Genomic DNA, 16,462 nt, shown 5'->3' on the forward strand with positions numbered 1-16,462 from the left:
CTCGGCCTGCCCAAGCCCGAGGACGGCAAGATCCCGATGGCGGTCGGCGTCGACCTGCGCGGTGAATCCTATGGCCTCCTGATCGACCAGATCGGCGAAGTGCTGCGGCTTGCCGAGGACGGCATGGAAGAAAACCCCGTCAATCTCGACCCCCGCATGGCCAAGCTCGCCGGCGGCGTCCACCGTCTCGACGGCCAGCTCATGGTCGTCCTCGACGTCGACCGCGTCCTCGAGCTCAAGACCGAAGTGCAAATGGCTGCGTGAGCCCCGAAAACATCGAAGCCGGAGAACCGAAATGAAGACGTGTTTGGTGGTCGATGATTCCAGCGTCGTGCGCAAGATCGCACGCCGGATCCTGGAAGGCCTGGAATTCGAAGTCACGGAGGCCGAGGACGGCTCCAAGGCGCTCGAGGTCTGTCAGCACAAGCTGCCCGACGCTGTGCTGCTGGACTGGAACATGCCGGTGATGGACGGCTTCGAGTTCATGGGCCACATGCGCCGACTGCCCGGCGGCGACCAGCCCAAGGTCGTGTTCTGCACGACCGAAAACAACGTGGCTCATATCGCTCAGGCGCTCAGCGGCGGCGCCAACGAGTACATCATGAAGCCCTTCGATAAAGACATCATCGCCGACAAATTCGCTGAAGTCGGCTTGATCCCGGTCGGACAAGCCATGGTCTGAGTTATCTGGCGGAGTGTTCCGGCCAGAGTGTTCCCAGTACAGCTTCCGAGAGGCCTATCAGTGACCCCGACCGAGTATGAGTATCTGCGTAAGTTCCTAAGGGATCATTCCGGGCTCGATCTGTCCGCAGACAAGCAATATCTGATTGAAAGCCGGCTGTTGCCGCTGGCGCGCAAGGCCGGGATCTCCGGCATCGGCGAGCTCGTGCAGAAGCTGCAAGGCGCTGGCTCGGGCGCGCTCGTCACCAGCGTGGTCGAGGCGATGACCACCAATGAGACCTTCTTCTTTCGCGACAAGGTCCCGTTCGATCATTTCCGTGAGACCATCATGCCGGAGATCATCAAGGCGCGCGCCGGCCGCCGCAGCGTGCGCATCTGGTGCGCCGCCGGCTCGACCGGGCAGGAGCCCTACTCGCTGGCGATGAGCCTGAAGGAGATGGGGGCGGCCCTGACCGGCTGGCGCGTCGAGATCATCGCGACCGACCTGTCGCAGGAGGTGCTCGAGAAGGCCAAGGCCGGCATCTACAGCCAGTTCGAAGTGCAGCGTGGCTTGCCGATCCAGATGCTGATGAAATATTTCAAGCAGACCGGCGAGACCTGGCAGATCAATCCCGAACTGCGGGCGATGATCCAGCACCGGCAGCTCAATCTGCTGCACGATTTCGCTCAGCTCGGCACCTTCGACGTCATCTTCTGCCGCAACGTGCTGATCTATTTCGACCAGGACACCAAGATCAACATCTTCAACCGCCTGGCTCGCCAGATCGAGGGAGACGGCTTCCTGGTGCTGGGCGCCGCCGAAACGGTGGTCGGACTGACCGACACGTTCAAGCCGATTCCGGAGAAGCGCGGTCTCTACAAGCCGAACGACCCGCGTGCCGCGGCCGCCAAGCCGGCTCTTGCCGGCGCCGCGCCGCGCGTAGCGGTCATGGCAGGACGATAGACATGGCCGAGGATGGCAAGGGCGTGGAACGCGTGACGTTCAGTCGCGGCTATGATGTCTGCATCATGGCCATCGACGGCACTTGGCGCCGTGACTGCAAGCTCAACGCGATCTCCGACACCGACGCCATCCTGACGGTGGAAGGCTCGATTCAGGGCCTGAACCTCAAAGAGTTCTTCCTGCTGCTGTCGTCCACCGGCCTTGCCTACCGCCGCTGCGAACTGGTGCGCGTCAACGGCGTCGAAATGGACATCCAATTCCTGCGTGGCAAGAACCGGAAGAAGCGGGCCGCCGGTGGCCGTGACGAGGCGGCGTGATCTTCACCTGGTCTCGTCGCCGTTTTCCGCGAGGTTGGTTCACATTTGCTGAAACAACCGACTGAATTTGCCGTCGCGGCTTTACGTCGCCTCAGCGCGAACCGTGTATCCATTGCCGGTCTCAATCTCAGGATACCGCAATGCCCAGAAGCTCATTCTCACCTCTCCCGTCAAACCTGCCCGACGGCGCCGAGCGGCGTGCACTTCAGCTTCTGGTGGTCGATGACGACGCCACGCAGCGCAGCCTGATCACGGTCGCGGCCAAGCAGGCCGGCCACGAAGTCACCGTGGCGCCGTCCGTGGCCGAAGCGATCGAAAAGCTCCGCGCCGCGCGCTTCGACTGCGTGACACTCGATCTCGTGCTGGAGGATGGCGACGGTGTCGACGTGCTGGGCGAGATGGCGAAGGCGAAATTTGGCGGCGCCGTGATCGTCATCAGCGGCATGGACGGCAAGCGCCGCAGCGCCGCCCGCAGCTTCGCCCGTTCCGTCGGGATCGAGCTCCAGAGCCTGCCCAAGCCGCTGGATCTCGCCGCGTTGCGCATCAGCCTCGCCAATCTTGGCAAGACCGCGATGGGCCTGCCGGCGATCCACACCTGGGGTGGTGTCGCCACCGACGCGATCGTGGAGCGGCACCGCGCCTGAGCCGCCATGCGATGAAGGAATGCGGTCGCCGCGTCGCAGCGATCGCCATCTACACCGTACTGCCGGCCTCCGACAGGCGTTCCAGGGCGTGGCCAAGGCCGGCCCGGCAGGCGTCGAGCGCGGCGATCACCGTGGATACCGCGGTGTGACATCGTCGAGCACGAAGACGTCGGCGGAACCTTCCGGATCGCTCCCGTGTTCTTGATCCATGGCTGTGGCGGTCCGGCGCATGCTGGTCTCGATCTGCGAGATCAGCATGCGAAGGTCAGCCGCAATCAGCTCACGGCTCTCGACCTCGGGCATTGCCACGAGAGGCGGCATAGCGGCCAAATTAGCATGGATATTCTCCGTCCCCTGCAATTAGGCGCCTCGCCGCTACTTGTGCGTTAAGTCCATGTCCCGTACAAATACGGTGGGCCGAATCCGCGCCGAACGCCATAACGGTTGGGGCGGACGCGAGTCCTTCATGCCAACCGGATGTGTGGCACATGGCCGAACAAAGCTCTCGCGGTGAAATCTTCGTGGTCGACGACGACGCTGCCGTTCGCGACACCTTGTCGATGGTGTTGAAGGCGGCGGGCTATGAGGTGATCTGTTTTGCGGACGGTGCAGCATTGCTCTCCGTCGCGCGAAGCCGCACACCTGCAGCGGTCCTGCTCGACGTGCACATTCCCGGAAAATCGGGCCTCGATATTCTCAATGAGCTGCACGGCGAGGACTATCCGGCACCGATCTTCATGATCTCCGGACAGGGCGATATCGCGATGGCGGTGGGAGCCATCAAGAGCGGCGCGCTCGACTTCATCGAGAAGCCGTTCCGCGGCAGCGAGATCGTCGGCCGGCTCGACGAGGCGATCGGTGCCTATGCACGCAGGCAGTCGGAGAACGCGGCGCCGAAGTTCGGCTCGCTGCATTTCCCCGGGCGCGAGCCGTTGACGCGCAGGGAGCGGGAGGTGCTCGAGCAGTTTGCCGCCGGCGCCTCCAACAAGGAGGCCGGCCGCACGCTCGGCATCAGCCCGCGCACCATCGAGGACCATCGCGCCAACATCATGAAGAAGCTCGGTGCGCGCAATGCCGCCGATCTGATCCGGATCGTAATGACCGCGGCCCAGCGCGCGTCGTAAATTCCGTGGGTGACATTTCGTAGCCCGGATGAGCGAAGCGACATCCGGGACTTGGCTCGGAGTGTTCCCGGGTATCGCTTCGCTCACCCGGGCTACGGGTTCTCACCCAGCCCGATGCGCTATCAACTGCTCAGCGCCTTGCGGATGGTCCGGGCCAGATCCGATTTGCGATAGGGCTTCGCCAGCAGCAGAACGCCCGAATCCAGCCGGCCGTGATGGATGATCGCGTTCTCGGTATAGCCGGACGTGTAGAGCACCCGGAGATCGGGACGCGTTCTCTGCAGTTCGTCGGCGAGCTGCCGTCCGTTCATCTTGCCGGGCATGATGACGTCGGTGAACAGGAGGTCGAACGGCTTTCCGGCGGCGACGATTGCGAGCGCCTCCGCGGCGTTCGCAGCCTGCAAGGTGACGTAACCGAGCGAATGCAGCTGCGCCAGCACGTAGTCGCGCACCAGCCGGTCGTCCTCGACCACGAGGATCGTCTCGTGTCCGCCCTCAATGCTCGCCGGCGTCACGCTGTCGCCGACCAACGTCGGCGTCTTGCCGGGCGGCAGATACATCTTGATCGTGGTGCCGTGGTCTTCCTCGCTGTAGATCTTGATATGGCCCGCGGACTGCTTGATGAAGCCGTAGACCATCGAAAGCCCGAGTCCGGTGCCCTTGCCCGGTCCCTTCGACGTGAAGAAGGGGTCGAACACCCTGGCCAGCATGTTGGCGGGAATTCCGCTGCCGGTGTCGCTCACGGCAATCATCACGTAGTGACCCGGCGGGACGTCGTTGACGCTGGCATAGACCTCGTCGAGATAGGCCGCACCCGTCTCCACGATCAGCTTGCCGCCACCGGGCATGGCATCGCGGGCATTGAGCGCGAGGTTGAGGATCGCGGTGGTGAGCTGGCTGGGATCGACGATCGCGACGCAGTTCTCGTCCTCAAACACCGATTCGATGTGGATCTGCTCGCCCAGCGTCGGCCGCAACAGTTTCGCGGTGTCGATGATCAGCGCGTTGACGTCGATTTCGCGCGGCTGGAGCGGCTGCTTGCGCGCAAACGCCAGCAGGTGCTGCGTCAGCTCGGCGCCACGCCCGGCGGCCTCGTCGATCATCTTCGTGATCGCGGCGAGCTCCGGCTCCTTGGCCACCGCGTCGGCCAGGATCTCGATCGTCCCGGTGATGACGGTGAGGATGTTGTTGAAGTCGTGCGCCACGCCGCCGGTGAGCTGGCCGACCGCCTCCATCTTCTCGGCCTGGCGGATGCGCTCGTCGGCCGCGATCTTGTCGGTCAGGTCGCGGTAAAACGAGTTGAAGAGAACGCCTTCGCGTCTCCGGAGCGCCGTGACGCTGAGCTCGGCCCTGAATTCCTTGCCGTCGCGCCGCCGTACCAAAAGTTCGCGCCGTGGATTGGCCAGCGATTGCTGCTCGGACTCGAGAAAGAGCTTCAGTCTGGCCCTGACGCTTTCGCGCTCACTGGGGGCGACGAAAAGCTCGATCGCATTCTTGCCGATTGCTTCCTCACGCGTCCATCCGAAGAGCTTCTCGGCTTGCGAGTTCCAACTCAGGATGGCACCGGCCTGGTCGGTCTGGGTGAAAGCGTCGAGCGAGGTCTCGACGATGTTGCGCGCAAGCTGTTCGCTCTCCCGCAAGGACTCCTGTGCAAGCCTCGCCTCCGTCATGTCGCGGCCGACAAAGAAGTAGCGCTGGGCATGGTCGGACCAGCTGCCGAGCCAGGAGAGCCACACCTCGCGACCGTCCTTGTGGAAGCAGCGGGTGTCGGCAAGCTTCAGCCGCTCGCCGCGCCTGAGCGCGCGCATCTCGTCGCGCGACTGGTCGAGATGGCCGGGATGAATGAAATCGGCGCCGCTGCGGCCGATCATCTGTTCCGGCCGGTAGCCGATAATGGCCTCGCTGCTCGGACTGATCTGCGCGATGTGGCCGCGCGCGTCCATCACCATGATCAGATCCTGAGAGGTCTCGAAGATCTGCCGCCGTTCCTCGAGCTGCTGCTGCAGCGCCCGCTCGGCCCGCCGCGCCTCGGTCAGACTGCGCGCGGTGCCGGAGGCGCCGATGATCTCGCCCGACGGGCCCCTGATCGGCGACAGGCTGAGTGAGATTTCGACCGGCGCGCCATCCTTGCGCAGGCGCACCGTCTCGAAGCGTTCGATCGCTTCACCTCGGGCGAGCCGCTGCAAATAGTCCTTGCCTTGCTCGCGTCGGTCGGGCGGGACGATGATCGAGGTGGATTTCCCGATCGCCTCATCCGCCGAATAGCCGTAGAGGCGTTCGGCGGCGGCATTCCAGCCGGTGATGACGGCGTCGAGCGATTGCATCACGATCGCGTCGTCGGAGGATTCGACGGCGGCGCTGAACAAGCGCTCGCGCGCTTCATGATGGCTTCGCGCGGCCTCGGTGCGGCGATGCTCCTCGATCTCGCGTTCAAGAGCGGCTGTCTTCGCTCTCGTTTCTTCGACCATCTGGGCAAATGCCCGCGCCAGCACGCCTGTCTCTCCGCTCGCATCGACGGGAATATCGGCGCGCCGTCCGCTGCCGATCGCCTCCACCGCTGCGGTCAAACGCCCGATCGGCCGCGTCAATGAGCGCGCCAGCAGCACCGCGAGCAAGGCTGCGGCAAGGACGGCAAGCAGCCCCACCAGCGAGGAGGTTTTTTGAATGGCCGCCGGAACGCGGCTGAACACGGATGCGGGGGCCGTCTCGATGATAGCCAACCACTCCTTGCCGGCCAGCAGCGCCGGTGCGATCGCCGCTCCGCTCGGCCGGCCAGACCGGTCGCTCGTAAGCTGCGTGGATCCTTGCGGCTGGCCGGCCCGGGCTGCAAAGAAAGGAAAGTCCGGGCGCCAATCGTTGGCGTTGCCATGCAACGTACCGAATTCCCGCGCGCGATCCGGATGAACCAGATAGTCGCCACGCGAATTCACGACATAGATGTCTCCTCCTGCGCTCGCGGTCGAACGAACGCGGTCGAGCGCGGGACGCATGTCGATATTGGCGATGATGATGCCGAACGGCTTGCTATCGGGCGTGAACAGCGGCGTCGCGACGCGCAACGTCGGAATGTGAGGGTCCGTGGTTCCTCCCTGCCGGGTGGCGAGATCGATGGGCGAAACATAGATGTCGCCCGGCGCCAGTCGAATCGTCTCCTGGAAGTAGGTTCGTTCGCTCTTGCGTTCGAGTTCGCCGTTGGGAACAATCCGTGCTGCTCCGTTCGGGCCGGCGCGATCGACGCGGACCAGTTCGCGCTGGTCGTCGTCAAGGCCGATGATTCGAAATTGCCCGTAGCTCGGTTTCGCGTCGATCTCGGCTGCGAACCGCGTTGCGATACGCTCGCGCCAGGTTTGCTCCGAAACGCCGTCGACTGCATCGATGCCTCCACCGATATGGGCGCGGATCAGGCCATTGATGGCAGCGGCGGAGCGATAACCGAGCAGATCGCCACGGGCGCCGGCAACGTAGGATTCAAGATGGGTGGCCAGCAGGCTCGACTGGGCTTCAATCCGTTCCAGGACCCGCGGAATGACGGCCTGGGTGATATTGCGATAGCCGAGCCAGCCGACTGCGGCCACGGTGACCGCCACCAGCAGGATCATCGCGATTGCGAGCCGCGTAGCGAGGGTCATGGCGAAATTTGCACCGCGTCCTGAATGGCGCCCGTGTTCGGTTGGAACAGAATGAAGGTTCTTGTCATCGGCGGCCGGTGCTGACATCCGGATTCCTCACCGATGCCGTCCGAGCCGCGTCCAGGCAGCCGGCGACCGCGGCGAGCAGCGCGTCGGCCCGGAACGGCTTCTGCAGGCTCGCCACCGCGCCAAGCTTGGTCGCCATCTTGAGAAAGTCGGGCTCCGCATGGGCATCCGGCGCGAACGAACGGCCGGAAATGACGACGATCGGAATGGCCGGCTGCAGCGCCCGGATGTGACGCATCGTCTCCAGGCCGTCCATGCCGGGCATGAAGATGTCGAGAAACAGCAGGTCGAACTCGCCGGCTTCGAACAGCGCAAGTCCCTTGTGGCCGTCTCCGGCGACGGTGACGTGATGACCGGCCCTCTCCAGGAGCAGCCGGATCGTCATCTGCACGGCCGGGTCGTCATCCACGATCAGGATGTTGGCCACGTCTGGTATCCTCCCGGGCCGGATGGGGTTTCCCAGCGACCGCAAATCAAACCATCAACTCTGAAATTGTTGCGCGGATTGCATCCGGCCTGCAAGCACTTCGCCATCGATCCGACGATTGCTCGCGAAAGGCGAATCGGTTGCGTCAACTTATGCACGTTGACGTGCACAAGTGCTCGCGACGACCGCGCGCCATAGGCTTAGTCGGTCAAATATTCCGGATGGTAGCTCCGGATCGTATCGAGCTCGCTCAGCGTGCCCGACAGGTGCTTGCGCAAATGCTGTTGCGCAGCATCGGCGTCGTCGGCTTCGATCGCGCGCGTGATCAGCTTGTGGTGGCGCACAATGTTCTGGGCCTTGCCGGGTGAGGGCAGATGCAGCCGGCGCAGCCGGTCGATATGTCCGCTGCGGCTGCGCACCAGCGTCCAGAGTTCCTGCTTGCCGGCCGCGGCATAAAGCTGCGCGTGAAAATCATTGTCGCCGGCGATGAAGCTCTCGAAGTCTCCGGCCTTGGCGAATTGCTGCTGGAGCGCGATCGTATGGTCGAGGCGTATGACCAGAGCGTCGTCATGTTGCTCCGCGAGCAGCCGGACGATTTCGAGCTCCAGTGCCTGGCGCAGGAAATGAGCCTGCTCGGCCCGACCGACGTCGACCCGGCTGACGACGGTGGCGTGCTGCGGAAACACGTCGACCAGACCTTCTTCCTCCAGCCGCATCAGGGCGTCGCGGATCGGCGTCGAGCTGACGCCGAATTGTGCGGCGAGATCCGTGCGCGACAGCGGCGAGCCCGGCGGCAGCTCGAGCGCGAGAATGGCGTTGCGCATGCGCTCGAACACTTGCGGTGCGGCCTGCCGAGCCCGGTCGAGCCGCGTACCGGGGCGGGCAGCGCCGCGGGATGCGGGTTGGGCTGTTTCCATGCGAAGGGCTCCGGCCGGCCTTGCCTTTGATACACTAATGCATTAGTGCATCAGTAAGATCGCTCGTCAATGGCGACCGGAGGAAACGAACAACAATGATCAAGCAATTGCAGTGTGGCCTCACGGCCATCGCCCTGATCGCCGCCACGGCGCTGACGGTTTCGTCCGCGAACGCGCAGCAAAAATCCGAGATCTCGCTGTCGCGCCAGCCCGGCATTTTCTACATGCCGAGCCACATCATGGAAAAGCAGAAGCTGATCGAGAAGCACGCAGCCCAGCTCGGGGTGGCCGGTGTCACGACCAAATGGGTCACCTTCTCCGGCGGCGGTGCGCAGACCGATGCGCTGCTCGCGGGCGGCGTCGACATCCTCAACACCGGCACCGGCAATCTTTTGTTGCTGTGGGACCGCACCCGCGGCGGCGTCAAGGGCATCGTCGCGACCTCGGCGCAGCCGATGACGCTGATCAGCCGCGACGCCAACATCAAGTCGATCAGGGATTTCGGCCCCGGCGACAAGATCGCCGTGCCGACGGTGAGAGTCTCGACCCAGGCGATCGTGCTCCAGATCGCCGCCGCCGAGGCTTTTGGTGCCGACCAATGGTCGAAGCTGGACGTTAACACGGTGCAACTCGGCCATCCCGACGCCTATGCGGCGCTGTCCAATTCCAAGCACGAGGTGCACACCCATTTCTCGATCCCGCCGTTCACCTTCCTCGAGCTGAAGAACGTGCCCGGTGCGCATGTCGTGCTGTCGTCGCCTGACGTGATGGGCGGCCCGCTCAGCCAGGCGCAGTTCTTCACCACCACGAAGTTCGCCGATGCCAACCCGAAAATCATCCAGGCCGTGCGCGATGCGACCAAGGAAGCGCAGGATCTGATCCGCAGCGACACCAGACAGGCGGTCGAGATCTACAAGGAGATCACCGGCGACAAGACCTCGGTGGAAGAGCTGCTCGATCTGCTCAAGGAGCCCGGCATGATGGAGTGGAATCTCGAACCGCAGGGCACGATGAAATTCGCCGCGCATCTGTTCAAGACCGGTACCCTGAAGACCCAGCCCAAGGCCTGGACCGATTACTATCTCCCCGTCGCCCACGACCTGAAGGGCAACTGATGGCGCTGCTCGACGTCAGCTCCGTGACGCTGCGCTACAAGACCTCCAGCGCCGTCGTCACCGCCACGGAAAGGGTGAGCTTCGCCGTCGACAGGTCCGATCGCTTCGTGCTGCTCGGGCCGTCCGGCTGCGGCAAGTCGACCCTGCTCAAGGCCGTCGGCGGCTACATGGCGCCGAGCGAAGGCCGCATGACCATCAACGACCGCGAGATTCACGGACCCGGCGCCGATCGCATGATGATCTTCCAGGAGTTCGACCAGCTGCTGCCCTGGAAGAGCGTGCTGGCCAACGTGATGTTTCCGCTCCTGACCGCGCGAAAATTGTCGCGCAAGGACGCCGAAGCGCGGGCGCGGGCCTATATCGAGAAGGTCGGCCTGACCCGCGTGGTCGATGCCTATCCGCACACGCTCTCCGGCGGCATGAAGCAGCGCGTCGCGATCGCGCGCGGCATGGCGATGGAGCCCGACATCCTGTTGATGGACGAGCCGTTCGCCGCGCTCGACGCGCTGACGCGCCGGACCTGCCAGGACGAGCTGCTCCAGCTCTGGAGCGAGACCAAATTCACCGTGCTGTTCGTGACCCACTCGATTGCGGAAGCGATCCGCATCGGCAACCGTATCCTGCTGCTGTCGCCGCATCCCGGCCGCGTCAAGGCCGAGGTGGTCGACGTCGACAAGGTCTCCAATGGCGATGGCAGTGCCGGCCGGCTCGAGAAGGAGATTCACGATCTCCTGTTCGCCTCCGAAGCCACGGCGCATTGAGGGAGCCTCTCATGGGCGAAGCCAGAATCCTGCCGCGTGAGGCGCCGGTCGCCGGCAGCGCAGCCGAAGTCGAGCGCAAGCTGAGCGTGCTCGAGCTGTTGTGGAACGATGGTTTTGTCCGCAAGACCGTCATCATCCTGTTCCTTGCGGCGGTCTGGGAGGCCTACGGCCTGACCCTCGACAATCCCCTGCTATTTCCGACGCTGCACGACACGATCCTCACGCTCTACGATCGCGTCAAGGACGGCACGATTCCCCTGCGGGCCTGGGCTTCGCTGAAAGTGCTGTTTATGGGCTATTCGGCCGGCATCGCGCTCGCCGCGATCTTCACCGTGCTCGCGATCTCGACGCGGATCGGCACCGATTTCCTCGAGACTGTCACGGCGATGTTCAATCCGCTGCCGGCGATCGCGCTGTTGCCGCTCGCTTTGATCTGGTTCGGTCTCGGTAACGGCAGTCTGGTGTTTGTGCTGATCCATTCGGTGCTGTGGCCAGTCGCGCTCAACACCCATTCTGGCTTCAAGAGCGTGTCCAACACGCTGCGCATGGTCGGTCGCAATTACGGCCTGCGCGGATTGCCTTACGTGGCGAAAATCCTCATCCCCGCGGCGTTCGGCTCGATCCTGACCGGCCTCAAGATCGGCTGGGCCTTTGCCTGGCGCACGCTGATCGCCGCCGAGCTGGTGTTCGGCGTATCGTCCGGGCAGGGCGGGCTCGGCTGGTTCATCTTCGAAAACCGCAACCTGCTCGACATACCTGCGGTCTTCGCCGGCCTCTTGACGGTGATCATCATCGGGCTTTTTGTCGAGAACCTGATCTTCCGCGCCATCGAGCGGAACACCGTGCAGAAATGGGGCACCCAATCATGACCAAGAAGAAACTAACGCCCGACCAGCTCCGTAGCGCGCGCTGGTTCGCACCGGACGATCTCCGCTCATTCGGCCACCGCTCCCGCACCATGCAGATGGGCTACGCGCCGGAGGAGTGGAAGGACCGCCCGATGATCGCGATCCTCAACACCTGGTCGGACGCGCAGCCATGCCACATGCACTTCAAGTCGCGCGTCGACGACGTCAAGCGCGGCATCCTGATGGCCGGCGGCCTGCCGCTGGAGCTGCCGGCGCTGTCGCTGTCGGAATCGCTGCTGAAACCGACCACGATGCTCTATCGCAATCTGCTGGCGATGGACGCCGAGGAGCTGCTGCGCAGCCATCCCGTCGACGGCGTGGTGCTGATGGGCGGCTGCGACAAGACCACGCCGGCGCTGCTGCTGGGTGCGACCTCGATGAACATCCCGGCGATCTATCTGCCGGCAGGTCCGATGCTGCGCGGCAATTGGAAGGGCAAGACGCTCGGCTCGGGTTCGGACGGCTGGAAATACTGGGACGAGCGCCGCGCCGGAAAGATCTCCGACAAGGACTGGCTCGACATCGAAGCCGGCATTGCACGCAGCTACGGCACCTGCATGACCATGGGCACGGCTTCCACCATGACCGCCATTGCGGAGGCGATCGGCATGACGCTGCCGGGCGCCTCCTCGATTCCCGCCGCCGACGCCAACCATATCCGCATGGCCTCCGAATGCGGCCGCCGCATCGTCGAGATGGTTTGGGAAGATCTGACGCCGAAGACGATCCAGACCCGCAAGGCGTTCGAGAACGCGATCGCAGTGGCGATGGCGATGGGCTGTTCGACCAATGCGATCATCCATCTGATCGCGCAGGCTCGCCGCGCCGGTCTCGACATCGGCCTCGACGATTTCGAGATTGCGAGCCGCAAGGTGCCCGTCATCGCCAATGTGCGGCCGAGCGGCGATGCCTATCTGATGGAGGACTTCTTTTATGCCGGCGGCTTGCCGGCATTGATGGGCCAGATCAAGCCGCATCTGCATCTCGACTGCATCACCGTCACCGGCAAGACCGTGGGCGAGAACATCGATGGCGCCGAGGTTCACAATGACGACGTGATCCGCTCGATCGACAATCCCATCTACAAGGAAGGCGCGCTCGCCGTGCTCAAGGGCAATCTCGCGCCCGACGGCTGCGTCATAAAACCCTCCGCCTGTGCGCCGCGCTTCCTCAAGCACACTGGGCCTGCGCTGGTGTTCGACGACTATCCGTCGATGAAGAAGGCGGTCGACGATCCCGATCTCGACGTCACCGAAGACCACATTCTCATCTTGCGCAATGCGGGGCCGCAGGGCGGACCGGGCATGCCGGAATGGGGCATGCTGCCGATCCCGACCAAGCTCGTGAAGCAGGGCGTCCGCGACATGGTACGGATCTCCGATGCGCGCATGAGCGGCACCAGCTACGGCGCCTGCATTTTGCACGTCGCTCCTGAGTCTTATGTCGGCGGACCGCTGGCGTTGGTGCGGAACGGCGACCGCATCACACTCGATGTCGCCGCGCGCACCATCAATCTCGATGTGTCGGAGGCCGAGCTCGACAAGCGCCGCGCCGCCTGGAAGCAGCCCGAGCGCCGCTTCGAGCGGGGCTATGGCTGGATGTTCACCAAGCACATCAAGCAGGCCAATGACGGCTGCGACTTCGACTTCCTCGAGACCGATTTCGGCGCGCCGATCGGCGAGCCCTCGATTTACTAGAAAGCGTGACATGACCAAACTTACCGAAGCCACCCGCAACAAGCTCAAATCCGTCTCCACCGCCACCGTCGCCACCGCGTTGTTCAAGCGCGGCCTGCGCATCCAGATGATCCAGGATGTGCACCCGCTCGGCGCCAACCAGCCGACCATGGTCGGCGAGGCCTTCACCCTGCGTTACATGCCGGCGCGCGAGGATCTCAACACCATCGAGGTTTTCAAAGATCGCTCGCATCCGCAGCGCAAGGCGGTCGAGGATTGCCCGCCAGGCAGCGTGCTGGTGATGGACAGCCGCAAGGACGCTCGCGCGGCTTCCGCCGGCGCGATCCTGGTCACGCGCTTGATGAAGCGCGGCGTCGCCGGGGTCGTCACCGACGGCGGTTTCCGCGACTCGGCCGAGATCGCCAAGCTGGGCATCCCTGCCTACCACCACCGCCCGAGCGCACCGACCAATCTGACGCTGCATCACGCCATCGAGATCAACGTTCCCATTGGCTGCGGTGACGCGCCGGTGTTTCCAGGCGACGTCATTCTCGGCGACAGCGACGGCGTGATCGTGATCCCCGCGCATCTCGCCGAGGAGATCGCCAACGAGACCTTCGAGATGACCGCGTTCGAGGACTTCGTCACCGAGGAAGTCAACAAGGGCCGCGGCATTTTCGGTCTTTATCCGGCGACGGACCCGCAGACGCTCACCGACTTCGCCGCATGGCGGAAGGCGAACGGAAGGTAAAGGCCGACAACTCGTCCCACAATTTCCGCCGTCGTCCTGGCGAGAGCCAGGACCCATTACCCCAGGGAGTAATTTGGCGAAGACTCGGACTCGTCGTGTTTTCGCGCGGTACGGACACCGAGCTTCGTCGGATAGATCACGCGGTATGGGTCCTGGCTTTCGCCAGGACGACGATGGAGAGGCATATGAGCGCCTACACCCCGGCCTCCGCCATCCCCGCCGCCCACAGCGCGAACGCATACACGATCGCGACTTCATCGAGCCGGTTGAAGCGTCCCGAGGCGCCGCCGTGGCCGGCGCCCATGTTGGTGCGGAGCAGGACCGGGCCGCCGCCACTCATGGTCGCGCGCAGGCGCGCGATCCATTTGGCGGGCTCCCAGTAGGTGACGCGCGGATCGGTCAGGCCGCCCATCGCCAGGATCGCCGGATAGTCTTTCGCCGCGACGTTGTCGTAGGGCGAATACGACAGGATGGTGCGGAAATCCTTTTCGCTCTCGATCGGGTTGCCCCATTCCGGCCATTCCGGCGGCGTCAGCGGCAGCGTGTCGTCGAGCATGGTGTTGAGCACGTCGACGAACGGCACTTCGGCGACAATGCCGGCGAACAATTCGCCGGCGCGGTTGGCGACCGCGCCCATCAGCATGCCGCCGGCCGAGCCGCCATGGCCGACGATGCGCTTCGCACTGGTGTACTTCGCATTGATCAGTGCGCGGGCGCTGGCAGAGAAGTCGTCGAACGAATTCGTCTTCTTCTCGCGCTTGCCGTCGAGATACCAGCCCCAGCCCTTGTCGGCGCCGCCGCGGATATGGGCGATGGCATAGACGAAGCCGCGATCGACCAGCGACAGCCGGTTGGCGCTGAACGAAGCCGGCATCGCCATGCCGTAGGAGCCGTAGCCGTAGAGCAGCAGCGGCGCCGCGCCGTCGAGCGTGAGCCCGCGGCGATGGAGGATCGACACCGGCACCTCGGCGCCGTCCTGCGCCTTTGCCATGATGCGCGTCGTGACGTAGTCGGCCGCATCGTGGCCGGACGGGATCTCCTGCCGCTTGCGCAGGGTGCGCGTGCGCTTGACCATGTCGTAATCGTAGACTTCCGACGGCGTCGTCATCGACGAATAGGCGAAGCGTAAATTCGTCGTCTCGAACTCGTAGGAGCCCATCGTGTCCAGCGAATAGGCCGCTTCGTCGAACGCGATGGCGTGCTCCTCCTTGGTCGCGAGGTCGCGGATCACGATCGACGGCAGCGCATTGGCGCGTTCCAGCCGCACCATGTGGCCGGCATAAAGATCGAGGTCGATGATGTAGATGCCGGGACGATACGGGATCAAATCGCGCCAGTTCTTGCGCTCGGGTGAGCTGAGAGGTGCGGTGACGATCTTGAAGTCGATGGCGTCATCGGCGTTGGTGAGGATGAAGAGTTCGTCGCCACGGTCGGCGAGCGAGTATTGCACGCCATCCTCGCGTGCCGCGACGAGGCGCGGCGGCGCGTCGGGATGGGCGAGGTCGATCAACCGCTGCTCGGAGGTCTCGTGGTCGCCGCCCGCGATGACGCAGAAGCGGCCGCTGGTGCTCTCCTGCAGATGGGTGAACCAGCCTGAATCCTGCTCTTCGTAGACCAGCGTGTCGTCGGCCTGCCCGGTACCGAGCTTGTGCCGCCACACCTGCATCGGGCGGTGATTGTCGTCGAGCTTCACGTAGAAGAACGACGTCGCATCCTTGCTCCAGACCACGCCGCCGTCAGTCTCCTCGACGACGTCGTCAAGGTCCTTGCCGGTCGACCAGTCGCGCACGCGGATGGAGAAATACTCCGAGCCCTTGGTGTCGGCGCTCCAGGCCTGCAGCCTGTGGTCATTCGAGTGCCGGCTGCCGCCGAATTTGAAGTATTCATGGTCCTTGGCGAGCGCATCGCCGTCGAGCACGATGTGGCCCTCGCCGCCGTCGCGCGGCATGCGGCCGAACAGCTCGTGCTGACCGCCTTCGCGGAATTTTCGGAAATAGGCGAAGGGACCATCCGGCGACGGAACGCTGGAATCGTCCTCCTTGATCCGCCCCCGCATCTCGCGCACCAGCGTCTTCTGCAGCGCAGCGGTATGGCCGAGCAGGCTCTCGGTGTAGCTATTTTCTGTGTCGAGATATTTGCGGATGTCGGGATCGAGCACCGCGGGGTCGCGCAGCACGTCCTGCCATTTCTCGTCCTTCAGCCAGGCATAGTCGTCGGTCACGGTGATCCCGTGCCGCGTAAAGGAATGCGGCCGGCGCGGGGCGACGGGGGGCTGGGAAGGTGTTTTGGCTTGTGTCACTCGATCCTCATCATGTCACGTTCGCGCGCGGCTTCTTCTTCACCTCTCCCCGCTTGCGGGGAGAGGTCGGATTGCATCGAAGATGCAATCGGGGTGAGGGGGGCTCTCCGCGAGTCTCGCTGTCACCGTCCTCGTGGAGACTCCCCCTCACCCCAACCCTCTCCCCGCAGGCGGGGAGGGGGAGAAGATGCGTCCTGCCTTATA

The 16,462-nt window shown here is 64.1% G+C and carries 15 protein-coding genes and 1 pseudogene; 11 read left to right on the forward strand and 5 right to left on the reverse strand.

Annotated features, from left to right (window positions below; all coding sequences use genetic code 11):
- The 5 genes from AC0L3U_RS33920 to AC0L3U_RS33940 all read left to right on the forward strand — a co-directional run.
- Positions 1-264 (forward strand): chemotaxis protein CheW (locus tag AC0L3U_RS33920; protein WP_473364648.1); only part of this gene is annotated, 264 nt, incomplete at its 5' end.
- Positions 265-295: 31 nt separating this feature from the next.
- A complete protein-coding gene (locus tag AC0L3U_RS33925) occupies positions 296-682 on the forward strand; it encodes a response regulator (RefSeq protein ID WP_007598955.1) in 387 nt (128 codons plus the stop codon).
- Positions 683-742: 60 nt separating this feature from the next.
- The gene (locus AC0L3U_RS33930; RefSeq protein ID WP_473294940.1) at positions 743-1,624 is read left to right on the forward strand and encodes a CheR family methyltransferase; all 882 of its coding nucleotides are present in this window, start codon (positions 743-745) and stop codon (positions 1,622-1,624) included.
- Positions 1,625-1,626: 2 nt separating this feature from the next.
- The gene (locus AC0L3U_RS33935) at positions 1,627-1,941 is read left to right on the forward strand and encodes a PilZ domain-containing protein (protein WP_456766748.1); all 315 of its coding nucleotides are present in this window, start codon (positions 1,627-1,629) and stop codon (positions 1,939-1,941) included.
- A gap of 140 nt (positions 1,942-2,081) precedes the next feature.
- Positions 2,082-2,585 carry a response regulator gene (locus AC0L3U_RS33940; RefSeq protein ID WP_473294941.1) on the forward strand — a complete coding sequence of 168 codons (504 nt, stop codon included), beginning with the start codon at positions 2,082-2,084 and terminating at the stop codon, positions 2,583-2,585.
- A 49-nt stretch (positions 2,586-2,634) separates the two neighbouring features.
- Here AC0L3U_RS33940 and AC0L3U_RS33945 read toward each other — a convergent pair.
- Positions 2,635-2,888 (reverse strand): annotated as a pseudogene (locus tag AC0L3U_RS33945) (hypothetical protein).
- A 185-nt stretch (positions 2,889-3,073) separates the two neighbouring features.
- Between AC0L3U_RS33945 and AC0L3U_RS33950 the strand changes: the two are divergent.
- Positions 3,074-3,709: a response regulator transcription factor gene (locus AC0L3U_RS33950; protein ID WP_007604420.1), complete on the forward strand. Its 636-nt coding sequence runs from the start codon at positions 3,074-3,076 to the stop codon at positions 3,707-3,709.
- A gap of 122 nt (positions 3,710-3,831) precedes the next feature.
- Here the strand turns inward: AC0L3U_RS33950 and AC0L3U_RS33955 are convergent, their stop codons facing one another.
- The 3 genes from AC0L3U_RS33955 to AC0L3U_RS33965 form a co-directional block, all read right to left on the reverse strand.
- A complete protein-coding gene (locus tag AC0L3U_RS33955) occupies positions 3,832-7,425 on the reverse strand; it encodes a PAS domain S-box protein (RefSeq protein ID WP_473364649.1) in 3,594 nt (1,197 codons plus the stop codon).
- Positions 7,403-7,831, reverse strand: coding sequence for a response regulator (locus AC0L3U_RS33960; protein WP_473364650.1), 429 nt, complete (start codon positions 7,829-7,831; stop codon positions 7,403-7,405). Before AC0L3U_RS33960 ends, AC0L3U_RS33955 begins: the two co-directional genes overlap by 23 nt.
- 200 nt (positions 7,832-8,031) lie before the next feature.
- The gene (locus AC0L3U_RS33965) at positions 8,032-8,748 is read right to left on the reverse strand and encodes a GntR family transcriptional regulator (RefSeq protein WP_473364651.1); all 717 of its coding nucleotides are present in this window, start codon (positions 8,746-8,748) and stop codon (positions 8,032-8,034) included.
- A gap of 95 nt (positions 8,749-8,843) precedes the next feature.
- On the opposite strand from AC0L3U_RS33965, the gene AC0L3U_RS33970 reads away from it, so the two are divergent.
- The 5 genes from AC0L3U_RS33970 to AC0L3U_RS33990 are packed head-to-tail and all read left to right on the forward strand — an operon-like array spanning position 8,844 to position 13,959.
- A complete protein-coding gene (locus AC0L3U_RS33970; RefSeq protein ID WP_473364652.1) occupies positions 8,844-9,863 on the forward strand; it encodes an ABC transporter substrate-binding protein in 1,020 nt (339 codons plus the stop codon).
- Entirely contained in the window at positions 9,863-10,624 is a 762-nt protein-coding gene (locus tag AC0L3U_RS33975; protein ID WP_473364653.1) for an ABC transporter ATP-binding protein, read from the forward strand. Before AC0L3U_RS33970 ends, AC0L3U_RS33975 begins: the two co-directional genes overlap by 1 nt.
- An 11-nt stretch (positions 10,625-10,635) precedes the next feature.
- Entirely contained in the window at positions 10,636-11,493 is an 858-nt protein-coding gene (locus AC0L3U_RS33980; RefSeq protein ID WP_473364654.1) for an ABC transporter permease, read from the forward strand.
- A complete protein-coding gene (gene araD, locus AC0L3U_RS33985; protein ID WP_247284746.1) occupies positions 11,490-13,229 on the forward strand; it encodes an L-arabinonate dehydratase in 1,740 nt (579 codons plus the stop codon). Before AC0L3U_RS33980 ends, araD begins: the two co-directional genes overlap by 4 nt.
- 10 nt (positions 13,230-13,239) lie before the next feature.
- Positions 13,240-13,959 (forward strand): ribonuclease activity regulator RraA, encoded by a 720-nt coding sequence (locus AC0L3U_RS33990; RefSeq protein ID WP_473364655.1) that lies wholly within the window; start codon positions 13,240-13,242, stop codon positions 13,957-13,959.
- A gap of 193 nt (positions 13,960-14,152) precedes the next feature.
- Here AC0L3U_RS33990 and AC0L3U_RS33995 read toward each other — a convergent pair whose 3' ends face one another.
- Complete coding sequence (locus AC0L3U_RS33995) at positions 14,153-16,258, reverse strand: S9 family peptidase (RefSeq protein WP_473364656.1); 2,106 nt, start codon at positions 16,256-16,258, stop codon at positions 14,153-14,155.
- Between the last annotated feature and the right edge of the window lie 204 nt (positions 16,259-16,462).

Source organism: Bradyrhizobium sp. Kon69 (assembly GCF_055807515.1).